The organism is Nodularia harveyana UHCC-0300 (genome assembly GCF_034931085.1).
GTDB classification, from domain to species: Bacteria; Cyanobacteriota; Cyanobacteriia; order Cyanobacteriales; family Nostocaceae; genus Nodularia; species Nodularia harveyana.
This window is the reverse complement of the sequence record NZ_JAYGHG010000023.1, coordinates 16,191-29,949: the sequence shown is the minus strand read 5'-3', so window position 1 is coordinate 29,949 and position 13,759 is coordinate 16,191. Positions and strand designations below refer to the sequence as shown.

Genomic DNA, 13,759 nt, shown 5'->3' with positions numbered 1-13,759 from the left:
GTGGTGATTGGTGATTGGTCAATTAATTACTAACTATCGACGTTGAAAACGTAGTGCATCAATTGACTGGGCTGTGAGAAAGATTCCTAAAAAAATGTAACTGGCAAATAAGATTAAGGCGCTGGTATCAAAAATACCTTGAATGAGTGTGTTGTAATGTTTTAATAATGAGAAATGACCTAATATTTCTCCTACTGAACCACCGATACTTGTGGCAATTACATCCACAAATAATAATAATAAAACGAGGGCAAAGGTGAGAATGGCGGATAAGATTGTGCTGTCTGTGAGGGAGGAAATAAACATTCCTAATGATAGGATGGCGGCTGCTAGTAAGATTAAGCCTAAATGCCCTACTAAGGGAATGGTGAGGGACATGGGAGGATTTGAGGCGCTGATGGCGATCGCCTGAAAGACAAATAAGGGTAAAATCAGAGTGGTAAAAAATGTCAGTACCCCTAATAATTTACCTACAGCTACCGCCCAATTGGTTACAGGTGAGGTGGCTAATAGTTCTAAAGTGCCGCGCTTCCGTTCCTCGGCGTACAGTCCCATTGAGAACATTGGTAAAATAAATAACAATAACCAACCGATTCTATCCAAGAATGCCCTGACAAATTCGTAGGGGACATCTATGGGCGGTGTTGCTATCCCCATTTGTTGTCCTTGTGAATCTATTTGGGCGACTGTTAACAAAATTCCATCTGGTCCTAGCAAAATTGTCACAAAAAATAACCCGCCCAGGAACCAAAATATACTGGCGATCGCATAAGCTAAGGGTGAGATAAAATAACTCTGTAACTCTCGGCGATAAATGGCAATAATATTGCTAAAGACTATACCCATTTATGCTGCTTCTCCTTCGTTAGTTTCTGAATCTGTCGGGGAATCTAAATTCTTTTCTTCTGTCGTCAATTGCAAAAATACATCTTCTAGGGTAGCGCTGACACGGCGCATTTCATGTAATCCAAATCCGGCGTTTAACAAGGTCGCCGCAATCTCTTTTCCCGGTGTAATTCCTAGTTGTGATATTACCCGCAAGTGGGCGTGGTTGTCGCTGGTTGGATGATTGCTAAAAACAGATTCTACCAGACTTACACCAGGGACATTTTGTAAAACTTGTTTAGCTAAACCACTATCTCCCTCAATTTCTAATTCATATCCTGACCCCCCCGCCAACTGTGTCCTCAAATTTTCTGGTGTATTAGTTGCGACTAATTTACCCCGGTTAATAATTGCTACCCGGCTACAAGTCATACTCACCTCTGGCAAAATGTGGGTAGACAGAATAATTGTGTGTGTCCCGGCCAGACTTTTAATTAAATTGCGGACTTCAATAATTTGTCGGGGGTCTAGTCCCACCGTGGGTTCATCTAAAATAATCGCCGGGGGGTCATGGACAATGGCTTGAGCAATGCCGACTCTTTGACGATATCCTTTAGATAATTTGCGGATAATTACTTTGCGTTTATCTTCTAAATTGCAGCGTGTAATGGCTGCTGTTACCTTTTCGGTGCGATCGCCAGCCGATATCCCCTTAATTCGTGCTACAAAATGTAAAAACCCTTCCACTGTCATTTCGGGATATAACGGCGGTGTCTCCGGTAAATAGCCAATGCGTTGGCGCACCGCGAGAGAATCATCATTGACATCAAAACCAGCAATTCTCGCTTTACCCTCTGTAGCAGGGAGATAACCCGCTAAAATTCGCATAGTTGTAGTTTTACCAGCGCCATTGGGTCCCAAAAACCCCAAAATTTCCCCAGGTTCGACGCTAAATGTCAGATCATTAATAGCTGGGGTAGAACCATAAGTTTTACTGAGATGTTCTACTTCAATCATCGGTCAAGTGGCGGTAAAATAGAGAATACCCAACAATCTTAGATCACCAGGAAGCACCTCACCGTAGTAATCAGAAATTTTTGGGCAGCAAAAACAGTTATCAGTTATCAGTTATCAGTTATCAGTCATCAGTCAAGAGACATGATTGGGTGGAAATCCCTGTGACGCATCCTAACTTACATCAATTTTCTGCTGAAAATTTTTCCTGCTTATATTTAGCTAAAGATTACAGCGAAATTAATCTTGATTGGTTTGTTCGTCAAAACCTAACAGTATTTCTTGCCAATCTTGATCTAATTCTTGTGCTTCAATTTGCTGATTAATTGGCCTTTCACCTTGAATAACAGATATAATAGTTTCCATAGTATTTTCATCTTCAAGATCAGGAATATAAGCTTTAATATGCCGATCTGCTTCCAGTTGTCGTAAAAAATTACTCGATATCGCCTCAACACCTTCTGCACAACCAATTATAATCATAGAGATTTCATTGAAATCAAAATTTATTGTCCGCAGATTATGCAGAGTATTAATATCAATTACCAGATATAAAGGATAATTAATTGGATTACCAACAACTCCTTGATTATCAGAAAATAGATAATCGGGAATGAAAGTACAAGTTTGAGAAGTGCTGAAAACAGATGGTGAAATGTGGATAGTTTTTCTAGTCCGTTGTTTCAGCTTAAGTGTGAATAATTCTGGTTGAATAACTTGATTTTCTGGGAAAAAATGGCAGATAAATTCCTGGTGCGATCGCAACAAAGCCACTAAACTTTTCCGTTGTTTCAAATTTAAGCCAATGGCAAAAAACCGCGCTGGAGGAACCTTTCTTAAAGCAGGTGATAACGATGAATCAAGATTTTTCCCCAGCACACTAGCAACTGTTTCTAATAAAACTTCCTCTAAATAAGGCTTAGTAAAATAACCAACAATGCGAAACTTTTTGTCCAAGAAATTAGGACGCATTTGATCTTGACCACGACTGGTAATAATAGCAAAAGGAATATTTTTTAATTTTTCATCTTGTTTAACCTTTTCTAATAACTCAAATCCGTTCATTCTCGGCATTTCTACATCACAAAAAATAAAATCACAAGTTAAACCAGCCTGTAAATTTTCCCAAGCATCCTGACCATCCCGCGCCTTAAATACCCCATAACCTGCTTTACTAAAAGCTATTCCTAATAATTTCCTAACTGTACAGGAATCATCAATGATCATAATTTTTGGGAATGTATTTCCCCAGGTTTCTTGTAAAGCCTTTCCTGTTTCAGTTTCAGTATCAAAGAAGGTAATATTATTAGTTTCTAGCCGAGCTTGCAAACATTGTGATTCACTCCAATTATTTCCAACAAACTGAGTCATATTTAGCCTAGCATTGGCAGTGACCAATCCTGTGAAATCACAATTTTTTAAAATAGCTTTTTCCCAGTTACTATAACTGGCATTAGTATTTTGAAAATTACAATTATTGAATTTAGTATAATAAAAATTTGCTCCCCAGAAATATGCCGATTTAGGGTTGATATCTTGCCGATAATAATGCAACATATCTGCTGCCAATGCTCCCCAATAAGATGCTTCTGAAGTATTGACATTTTTCCAGATACTATAATCAAATCTTGCTCTAAATGCCAAAGCTTGAGAAAAATCAACTTCAATTAACTGAGAATTAGTAAAAATTGCCCCTTCTAAATTTGCTTTTCTAAAACAAGTATTTTTAGCTTGGGTATTATCTAAATTAGCTTCGTAAAGATTGGCAGAATGAAAATTAGCTTGATGCAATTTAGTATTGCTGAGATTACTATGACTTAAATCTGCATTGAGAAAATATGCCGCAGATAAATCTAACCCTTGTAAATCAATTCCGCTTAAATTACCCCGGCTAAAAATCCGCTCACCTTTAGATATGGCTTTTATAACTTCGGCTCGACTCCATACCTTTCCGGCTGGAGAAATTATCCCACATCTTTCTAATGAATATGACAGGTCAAAAATTGCTTCCCAACCTAGACCACCTCCCCCAATAATACCGCCACCTTTAAACTTTCGTTGGGTGTAATCTTGCCAATGAAACCAAGGTAAATGACCAGGTGGACAGTCTAAATTATAATTAACTCGATTCACATCATAAGGTGCAAGAAATTCAGGACGACCGACCTTTTGTGCAAAGGCTTCGTCCCATTCTAGTTCATCTTCTATGTTATCTAGATCATGTAGTTGATAATAGATTTGCCACTGCACACTAAACCCAAATCGACCTTGAGAATAATGTACCCACAGGCGATCAATTTCTCGTAAAATATCGTCTGGAATTTTATGTAAATCCTTGTAATGAATTAGTCCCGGATTTGTTAAGTCTTTGGGAATTTTTTCACAGAAAAGACAAAATGTAATTTGATTCGCTACTTGCCAATTTCCTGCGGCTAGAAGATTGTTTAATTCGGTGAGTAATGTGGCGGTAGTGTGTATTGGAATTACTTTTTGATCTAAAGCTTGGTCAATCAAATTCACAATAGCTGTGGCAATTTTTTCAACTGATGCAGATGTATCACCAATGTTTTTCCAAGGTTCTAGAGATGTTTCCATTTGCCATTGATTTCTTACCCATTCTGAATTTGCTGTTAAGTCTGCATAAAGCTTCTGAGCGCCGCCTCCAGTGCATCCCACAGGGATAACTATTGCCCCTGCTTTTAATGCCCACTGAGCCTCTTGTTCTGCCCCTGAACCGCCTTCCAGCAGTAAATAAACAGGGGCTAAGTGAGCCAAAATCCATCGCCTCTCTGCCAGAGTATCCCCTGCTGTGAGATTTTCCCCATATTCCCAAGGATCAAACCCTTGGGGCTGAATGTGGATAACGCGGGCGGAATTGTCGGGTTTTTGATGTCGCCAAAAGCTGCGGGATAAGGCTTCTGGTATGCCTGATACGCCTCCTGTTAACAGCAAGATATCATCTAATTTCGCTAGTTTTTCACCTGTGCTTTCACAAATGGCTGGGGTAGATATATTCCAGAAGGAGGTACTACCAATGACTACCACTTGTCTTGGGTTGGTGAACTTACTTTTTAAACGGAGGATTAAATCATCAAGATTAGGAGACATGGTTTAGCTTAATTTTCTCTCCTTGTATATCTTTCACGCCAGTTTTGTCGGTGAATTTCAAACAGTTAGCGATCGCTTCTATTGATCTCAATCCCTAAAAGACTTTCACAGTTAGCATTTGCCTAGAGATGAGTCTAAAAGCGATCGCATCCTCAGAGGAAGTACAACAGTGTCGTAATTAACCTTGCTTATCCGCTTGTACTGTTAGCCATGCGGGAGGGTAGAAAGCCAGGATAGCATTCCGGGCGGCGTTTATTACGTTGTTCAATGATTGTTTCTAACACTTTTAAACGAGTCTGGAAGCTTCTCAAAACATTAATAGCTCGAAAGTCTTGAAAACTATTCACACCGAAATCTGCGAATGCTTTAGGATCTTGCTTAGTGCCAATCACTGACATGACGTTAACCTGAGCAAAGGTTGGTTCTACACCAGGGAGGAAACTAATCAGGCTATTCTCATCTTGGATCATTCCTTTAATTGTGGGAATGGGTTGATAAATAGCTCCAGGCATATTAGGAACAAAAGACATATATTGGTATTGAACCCAGGCGATCGCTGAGTGTTGTGGTCCAGCAGTAAAAATGATTTGTGTCAGTATATCAATCAACTGGTCACGGTTCGTCAGTTGGGGCGGCAGAGACACCACACCAAAGCCTTGTTCACTAACCGGTTTCCGTAAAGTTTGCACCCAATTTTGCAGTTCAAAATCCTCACGAACATCTCGGTTCGATCTGTAATAAATGCCAATATATTGACTTACATAATCTTCTATAGCTTGCCAGATTAGTAACCCATCATCACGATAGGGAAAATTTCGTAATCGAGAACGGTCATCAACACCGCGCTGGCGTAAATTGTTAGGAAGAGCAAACTTACTAAAGTTGTTAAAAACCTCAGAAACACCTTGATTAGCAAGATTCAGAGAGCTTTCCAGAGTGCCTCCTAAAATGATATCTACCAATCCTCCAGGATTGATTAGTGCCTGATCAGCAACAGCATTAATTGCCATTGTGAACTCAAAATGGGGCTTGAGTAGCACATTAACAGGATGACGAGTAGATAGTTCACGTACAGTAGCTAGTGCTATTGGTTCTAAAGCAAGATGAGTTTGACCCAAATGACGTACCAATTCATGGGTATAAAAATCAGCCATCTGAGCGATCATTTTAGCCAAAGTCCAATCTACACCATCTAAAGGCGTACAAAGCAGACTTACTCCTGGTACTTGTCCTAATTGGATGGCGATAGGGATTAATTCCCACTTTCCACCAATGCGATCGGCAAAATAGAGTGCGATGGGTGCTGCGAGAAATTTATTCTCTTGTGGGGTAACAGTGTCACTATCGAGTACTGCATAATCGGTGACGAAGAGACTACCATTTTCAGTGGCACTTTTGATAGTTTCAGTTTGAGTAAGGAGCCTTCTTCCCCTAACGGATCTCAGCACAGCTTGAAACATCTCATCCGTAATTTGGAGTTTTTGAGTCAGGGGGTAATTGAGTGACAAAACATTGGTGAGTTCCATTGGATTGGGGCCAGAAAGCCTCTGTTGCGAGAATGTGGCATCTTCCCGGAAGGTCTTGGCAACATCTGGTAAAGGCAGGACAGGAAAGACAGCTTCGTAGTCTTCTAGTCTGAGAAAAGACTGAGGATTTTGGAAAAACGCCTGTTGATTCGCTCCAATTTTCTCTGAGAGGATACCCCGGTTATTGTTATACCCTGGTGAAAAAGCCTCCTGCTGCGGTAAAGTTGCTACGCGGACAGAAGCAGGTAGTCTTAATGCTACTTCATATTCTTGGCGTGCCTGTTGTAGCTGCTGTTGACGCTCTTGCTGGGTGGTCGGTGAATCATCTTGAGGTAAAGTTGGGATTTGTGGATTGCTAGGAGCAGTGGGTTTTGAAGGGTTTTTCCCTACCATCAAGTTTTCCAAGCCAGGCGCGCAGACGAAACCTAATAGGGCTAACATGGTACGGCGCGATAAAACATATTGCTCGACTAATTTTTGGTGTTTTTGCTGTTTATTCCGTGAAAACATCCCGTATTTTTCCTCTAAAATCAGACTTTAAGTCATAGAAATCATACGGTCTCTAGGAATATTTGTGTAAAGTATGACACTTATCTTTAAATTACTAAAAAAGTTCTGAAACCTAATGGTCTGTGGAATGAATTTCGATGGCTATGAGAAATATGCTGTGAATAAGCAATGAAATATAGCTAGAAAACAATCTGTTGTCTTCCTGAATGTCGATAATTTTCCTATTGATTTTTGTGGCGTTAACCTATATATTGCTTCCCATCTTTTGCCACTAAATTTCCCCTGCTTACCAATGCAGTGCGATATCTTCACTATGTCCGACCAACGTAAAATTCAAAGTATCTACACCGATGGCGCTTGTACTGGTAATCCTGGTCCTGGGGGTTGGGGTGTGGTTGCTTATTTCAGTGATGGCAAAATCCACGAAATGGGTGATGCTGCTAGCTATACGACTAATAATAAGATGGAAATGCAAGCTGCGATCGCCGCTTTAAATTTCTTCCATGCATCTGGACAAGCTGAACCCATAACCCTCTACACCGATAGCGAATACTTGATCAACTGCGTGACTAAATGGTTACCAGGATGGAAAAAAAGAGGCTGGAAAAAAGCAGATGGTAAACCTGTGCAGAACCAAGACCTGTTAGAACTTCTCGATCAACTCAATACTCGCCAAGTAAATTGGCAACACGTGCGGGGACATTCTGGTAACATAGGTAACGAGCGTTGTGATGTGATTGCTCGCTCCTATGCTAGTGGTCAAATCCCTTCTCTGCAAGAATTATCCGCTACTGAGTCCTACAAATCTTTACATTCTTTAAGTGAAGCAGATGTGGAAAAGGTAGCAGATTATCAATCTAACTCTACAATACTTAACAAAAGTACAGAAGATGACAGTACTTTTACATCAGATATAAATGCTATGGAAACATCCACCGCACAAACTGCGGCCGCAAATGAAGAAAAAGTGTCTACAACTAGGGTCAAACAACTCACAAACCTACTGGAAACTCTGCGGATAGCTGATGAACTTTCGGAAAAAGGCTACTTAATTACTAGCTCTGAATTAGCAGACTTGATGGATGTCCACGCCAGCGCTGTTACTAGTAGAGGAGACGAATGGCGCTGGCGAAATTGGATTGTGTCACGGGTAAGACGAGAAGGAAATCAAATTCTCTGGGAATTGGAAAGAGGCGATCGCGTAGAAACCGAAGATGAGTCGTAATTCGTAATTCGTAATTCGTAGTTCGTAATTCGTAGTTCGTAATTCGTAATTCGTAATTCGTAGTTCGTAATTCGTAATTCGTAATTAAGAAATGAGTTATGGGTTCACAACTCATGACTCAACACTTTTAGCAGCAATCAGTTATACTTCCTTCCGCGCCACTCTTTGGGGGTGTGAAACGCTGATAAAAAGATTCGCAGCACAGCTAAAGGATCAGCTAAAGGGGAAAGCCAAAATAACCAGCCACCTTGAGCATTTTTACGGTCATAAGACGGTGCGATCGCCAATAGCATAGCAAATCGAATCACCAACAGAAACACATTTAACCCCAATAACCAAGGATGCACAGAAATTACCAAGCTACTCAGCACAACCAACAAAGGTAAACCTTGAACAGCTGAAAGTAACCATAAATCCCCCCAAACCTGACCTGGTAGAGACGCATCTTTCAAATCCAGACTGCGCCCCCATTCCTTCCAAGTTTCTACTGCGCCCTCATACATCCGCACCTTCAGCACCTTTGCGCCATCCAAGAAACCCACCTTAAAGCCTTGAGCCGCAATATATCGCGCTAATGTGACATCATCACAAAAAGAACTACCAGCACTGGTATAACCACCCACGGCGGCTAACACAGAACGACGACACAAAAAGCATTGACCATTGGCCATAACCCGTTCTGGCTGTTCCGTAGTAATTCCAGCCGGGTCAAACCTGTAAAGCAAAGTCATTAATAACGCCGGTTGCAGCCAGCATTCACCGGGATACTGTAGGATAAACTGCGGTGAAAGGGAAACCAAATCATATTTTTGGGCTGCTGCGGTTTTCACTAAACTAGCCACTAAACCGGGGTCTGGTTGGGTATCAGCATCCATCCCCAAAAACCATTCACTAGCTTCGGAACTATGCAAAAAGCCGTTATGCAACGCCCAAGGACGACCCACCCAATTAGCAGGTAAAGGGTCATCTGTGATTAAACGAAAACGGGGGTCTTGCTGTTGTGCAGTTTTGACTAAATCCGGCGTACCATCTTGAGAATTACTATCTACGACAATAATTTCCCGTACTTCGTAACTTTGGCGACTCAAGCCAGATAACAGAGGACTAATACGCAGCGCCTCATTCAAAGTGGGGACAACAACGCTGACAGTACCCAAAATTTCAGGTGTCGGCTGTTGGGGTTGAATGGGGGGATGCCTTCTTGGCCCCTTCACCAGACGAGAAAGGAGAATGGCTGTTGCTGGTATTTGGATAAGTAGCAATAGAAAAGTTATGACGCTTTCTACTGTTAAAGCGTTTTCCACAGTAAAAGTATTTTGCAATAGAAATGGTGATTAGACAAAAAATTGGTTAGGGGACATGGGGTATCTCTTCCTGTCCCCTAATTTTATTTCAAGGCCACTTTGATATTTGGCACTGAAATTTTATTGGTTGTTGATTCGGGAACAATTTGATTAGATACAGCCGATGCTTTTAACCACAGTGCTAAAGCAGGAGCTACACCTAGTACAAAGCCTAATCCTACAGGAATGGAGAATCCCGCAGCTAAACTCATCACTGTCGCAAAGCCAAAGTTAGCTAAATATACTGTTAAGGGTACATTGAGTTGCGATCGCTCAAATTTAATTGGGTTGTTTTTCCATAGCAACGCCGCCACAGTCATAAACACCGAACCAGTACCCAACCAGCCAGCAAAATTTTGATAAGGCATTCCAAAGAAAGGCCCCGGTTGTTGCCAATACCAGAAAGGCAGAGAAGTTTGACTCATCGCTGGGTCAAGCACAAAATCCCAAGAAGTCAACAGCAAAGAACCCAAACCAATAGCACCGATATGTCGCCACCAGCTAGGTTTGGTATCAACTTCTAAACCCGCCCGCGCCAAGAGGTAAGAAGAACATCCCACATAAAACCATGACAAAGGAATTGTAAACGGCACTAAACCAGCAATTTTATAACCCAAACCGCTTAAATAGCTGTAGTGACCGAAAGGAAATCCTGTACTAGTTCCTAGCAATTCACTAGTCAAAGAAATCAGGATGGCGGGTAGCATAAATGCCAGGATTCTACCCAAACCCAAAGTCCGCAGACCATACAAAAATACCGCCGCCGTTCCCAATATCATATAGACGACACCACCGCCTGCCATACTCCATTGCATAGCGGTTTGTCCAAATTCAGATAAATGGAAGATTACTTCGGCATTAGGTACAACTAGTAGTATGCCTACCAATCCAAACACCATTGAGACGATATGACCAATCAGGCATACCCGCTCCATAATTACAAGTTGTTTCATAATAAGTCCTTAAAAAGATCCGACATTTGGCTACTCGGCTGTTAATAGTTTACAAATATTTACGCAAATTTTAACTATTTTGTGACACTATTCTGGTGCAATTGGTTAATTTTTCTGCCAAAAACCATAACCATCTATTGATTTTATCTACAAGAAATATGATGATAAACCTATAGTCTAAGCTATTGCCGCCGAAATCCATTTAACTCAAATAACTTTTTCCCACCTTCTCACCTGTCAGCTTACAGCTGCTGACCACAATGCTTCTTAAATAAAATAATTTGAGCCACTGATGGCTACACCGAATGATGTCTATTTTCAAAAGACTTCCTTGGATTGCCTTAGTGCTGGTACTGCTCAGTTATAGTACACTGGGTTGGGCATTATCCGAAACACAAGCCCCTGTATATGTGTGGATAACTTTTATACTTTTTGTGCTGCTTTTAGTGGCTAGTTTGACTGTTCCCTGGTCAACAATATCAAAATATTCTCTTCTCTTGGTTAACTCAAAAATCAAATCTCTTGCTGTTGCGACTTTTAGCGGATTTTTACTTTTTTTAATGCTGGCTTGGTTCCAACTATTTCTGGATACCTTACTGATTGTCTCTGCTGGTATTTTAGCGAGAATCGATTTTCAGACTGCTGGTTTTAAACAAATACAAGCTTTTTTAATGACGTTGATATTTTCCTTCGCAGGTTTAGCCTTGGGTAAAGTCCTCTATATCAACTTTTCCCCTTTATTTTCATAAACAGGGTGGGAAAGACCCACCCCAATAAATCTAAACAGCAGCCGCTTCAACTGGTGCAGCAACTGGATAAACGCTCACTTTTTTGCGGGATTTACCTTTTCTTTCAAAGGTAACAACACCTTCAACCAAGGCAAACAAAGTGTCATCGCTACCAATACCGACGTTGTTACCAGGGTGGAATTTAGTGCCACGTTGACGCACGAGAATATTTCCCGCTAGCACGGTTTGACCACCATAGCGCTTCACACCCAAACGTTGAGCATTAGAGTCACGACCGTTACGAGTACTACCTGTACCTTTCTTATGAGCCATAATTACCTCTTGTGTTTTTTCTTATTTATTATTCAGCAACAACTTCTACAGGGGTATTTTCGAGAACGGGACTTTCCGCCAATACATCTTCGGGAGCAGTAAATACTGCACCATTTAGAGTGATGGAATCAATCATTAGTCTCGTAATTTCCTGGCGATGCCCCCGTTTTTTGCGGGTTTTCTTTTTAGGCTTCATTTTATAAACCAGGACTTTGCGACCCCGAAGATTGCGTACAACCGTTCCTTCTACAGTCGCCCCTGCTACCAAAGGCTGTCCAATGGTAACTTCGCCATCGTTCTGCACTAGTAATACTGAATCTATTGTAACTTTCTCGTCGGCTTCGATATGAAGCAGTTCAATATCGTAAAAGCGACCTGGCTCAACTTTGAGTTGCTTACCGCCAGTTTCAATAATTGCGTAGGTCATGAAATTTTCCTTGAGGTTGCCGTACAGGTAGCTGGCTCTGCGATTTATCTGGTTTTGATCTATCGCTGTTGCTAGCTTTTGTTATATGTCTACCTGATCCGAGCAGGAGTTAGTTAGACAGACAATCTGTTATAATAGTCTATTGATTACATTTAAGTCAAGTAAGTCGTGAGATTATAGGATTTACGCATAATCTACGTTTTCTTGGCGTTCTTGGCGGTTTGATAAATCAAGATTTTTGGCAATTGTTGCGTAAGTCCTGAGATTATAAAAAATAAATATGAAAAGAATAGAAGTTGAACAAAGAACAATTTTGATTGGTTTATCTGGTAGTCACGGTTATGGGTTAAATCGTCCTGAGTCAGACTTTGATTTTCGGGGGGTATTTATTGCACCCAAGAGATATTACTTGGGATTTGACCGCATAGAACAGAAGGATACTGGTTGGGATGAACCGGGGATATTTCCTTTTATTGATGGTAATGATGACACAGTTATTTATGAACTGAAAAAGATAATTCAGTTATTAGCAGGGGCGAATCCCAATATTTTAGAATTGCTGTGGTTGCAGAATTACCCTGTTTTAACTTCAGTTGGTCAACAGTTAATTAAGCATAAAAGCATCTTTTTAACCAAAAAAGTCAAGCATACTTATTCTGGTTATGCTTTTGCTCAAATCAAGAAGATGGAAACTCATCGGAAATGGTTGTTAAATCCACCAGCTAAGAAACCACTCCCATCTGATTTTGGCATAGAAGAGGAATCACCACTGATTAAAGATGATCTCAACGCTTTTTTAGAGTATCTTTATCATTTAATTAGAGGAAGAATTGAGTTTTTAGAAGAAGCGGAGCAATTATATAAGTTGTTAACGGCAGATATTGATTTTAAAGGGGTGTTGAAACAATACACTTTACCTGATGAAACTTTGGAATATACCCAAAAGTTAACTAATAGCCGGAAAGATTTTATTCGTTTACTGCAAAAAAGCCAAAATTATCAAATAGCTTTAAGAGAATGGAAGGCTTATGTAGCTTGGCAGAAAAACAGAAATCCAGCTAGGGCGGAAATGGAAAGAAAGTCAGGTTTTGATCTGAAGCATGGAATGCACTGCATTCGCTTATTACGTAGTGGATTAGAAATATTAGAGCGGGGAGAAATATTTGTAGATAGAAGAATAGCTGGTGATGTTGAGGATTTAAAAGCTATTTTAAGAGGTGATTATTCATATCAAGAGGTGATGAAAATGGCTGAGGATTTGGTTAGCCAAATGGATATTGTTTATGAAAAATCAAGTTTACCGGCTCGACCTGATTTAGAGGAAATTAATAATTTGTGTATGGAACTAGTGGAGATGCAAGGGTGGGAATGAGGGAGAAACCCAGTCTCTAGTCCCCATTCCCGATTCCTTAAATAGTTTGCAGTAAGTCAGCAAAGCCGTAGATACAAATAACTAACAAGAATAATGCTGTGAATTGGATAAGTTTTTTTTCGGGTGAGGGGGCGATCGCTTCTCGGACTAAGATAGAAATACACGCTCCCAGCACCAGACTTAAACCTAAGACTAAATAAGGCGTATCTGGTAAAATTATCGCTATGACTATCATGGCGATCGCTAGCATCAGCATGAGAAACTCTACAAACCTGGGTGGGTTGTATTGGCTAGCATAAATAAAACTATTTAACCAAAAATTCCACAATCTCATATTTCCTGCTGAGTGCTTTCTAAATGAAAAGTGCTGAGTTATGAACTAATCAGTCACAACC

At 40.5% G+C, this 13,759-nt stretch carries 12 protein-coding genes; 3 read left to right on the top strand and 9 right to left on the bottom strand.

The window, feature by feature from the left end; translation table 11 throughout:
* Positions 1–33 precede the first annotated feature (33 nt).
* The 4 genes from VB620_RS13905 to VB620_RS13890 all read right to left on the bottom strand — a co-directional run bounded on the left by VB620_RS13905 (position 34) and on the right by VB620_RS13890 (position 6,983).
* Positions 34–846: an ABC transporter permease gene (locus VB620_RS13905; RefSeq protein WP_323196745.1), complete on the bottom strand. Its 813-nt coding sequence runs from the start codon at positions 844–846 to the stop codon at positions 34–36.
* Positions 847–1,842 (bottom strand): ABC transporter ATP-binding protein, encoded by a 996-nt coding sequence (locus tag VB620_RS13900; protein WP_323196744.1) that lies wholly within the window; start codon positions 1,840–1,842, stop codon positions 847–849. It lies immediately after the preceding gene.
* Between the two features lie 237 nt (positions 1,843–2,079).
* Positions 2,080–4,947, bottom strand: coding sequence for a GUN4 domain-containing protein (locus VB620_RS13895; protein ID WP_323196743.1), 2,868 nt, complete (start codon positions 4,945–4,947; stop codon positions 2,080–2,082).
* Between the two features lie 188 nt (positions 4,948–5,135).
* The gene (locus VB620_RS13890) at positions 5,136–6,983 is read right to left on the bottom strand and encodes a lipoxygenase family protein (protein ID WP_323196742.1); all 1,848 of its coding nucleotides are present in this window, start codon (positions 6,981–6,983) and stop codon (positions 5,136–5,138) included.
* A gap of 313 nt (positions 6,984–7,296) precedes the next feature.
* Here VB620_RS13890 and rnhA point away from each other — a divergent pair, with 313 nt between their 5' ends.
* Positions 7,297–8,208, top strand: coding sequence for a ribonuclease HI (gene rnhA, locus VB620_RS13885; RefSeq protein WP_323196741.1), 912 nt, complete (start codon positions 7,297–7,299; stop codon positions 8,206–8,208).
* Between the two features lie 137 nt (positions 8,209–8,345).
* Here rnhA and cruG read toward each other — a convergent pair whose 3' ends face one another.
* Together cruG and cruF are read right to left on the bottom strand one after the other, a co-directional pair.
* Positions 8,346–9,512: a 2'-O-glycosyltransferase CruG gene (gene cruG, locus VB620_RS13880; protein WP_323196740.1), complete on the bottom strand. Its 1,167-nt coding sequence runs from the start codon at positions 9,510–9,512 to the stop codon at positions 8,346–8,348.
* Between the two features lie 83 nt (positions 9,513–9,595).
* Positions 9,596–10,504 carry a gamma-carotene 1'-hydroxylase CruF gene (gene cruF, locus VB620_RS13875; protein ID WP_323196739.1) on the bottom strand — a complete coding sequence of 303 codons (909 nt, stop codon included), beginning with the start codon at positions 10,502–10,504 and terminating at the stop codon, positions 9,596–9,598.
* 308 nt (positions 10,505–10,812) lie between these two features.
* Between cruF and VB620_RS13870 the strand changes: the two genes are divergently transcribed.
* Complete coding sequence (locus VB620_RS13870) at positions 10,813–11,253, top strand: hypothetical protein (protein ID WP_323196789.1); 441 nt, start codon at positions 10,813–10,815, stop codon at positions 11,251–11,253.
* 30 nt (positions 11,254–11,283) lie between these two features.
* On the opposite strand, the gene rpmA is transcribed toward VB620_RS13870, so the two are convergent.
* Positions 11,284–11,565, bottom strand: coding sequence for a 50S ribosomal protein L27 (gene rpmA, locus VB620_RS13865; protein ID WP_323196738.1), 282 nt, complete (start codon positions 11,563–11,565; stop codon positions 11,284–11,286).
* Positions 11,566–11,593: 28 nt separating this feature from the next.
* Positions 11,594–11,992, bottom strand: coding sequence for a 50S ribosomal protein L21 (gene rplU / locus VB620_RS13860; RefSeq protein ID WP_323196737.1), 399 nt, complete (start codon positions 11,990–11,992; stop codon positions 11,594–11,596).
* 280 nt (positions 11,993–12,272) lie between these two features.
* Here rplU and VB620_RS13855 point away from each other — a divergent pair, with 280 nt between their 5' ends.
* The gene (locus VB620_RS13855) at positions 12,273–13,364 is read left to right on the top strand and encodes a nucleotidyltransferase domain-containing protein (protein ID WP_323196736.1); all 1,092 of its coding nucleotides are present in this window, start codon (positions 12,273–12,275) and stop codon (positions 13,362–13,364) included.
* A 37-nt stretch (positions 13,365–13,401) separates the two neighbouring features.
* On the opposite strand, the gene VB620_RS13850 is transcribed toward VB620_RS13855, so the two are convergent.
* The gene (locus VB620_RS13850; RefSeq protein WP_323196735.1) at positions 13,402–13,698 is read right to left on the bottom strand and encodes a hypothetical protein; all 297 of its coding nucleotides are present in this window, start codon (positions 13,696–13,698) and stop codon (positions 13,402–13,404) included.
* Between the last annotated feature and the right edge of the window lie 61 nt (positions 13,699–13,759).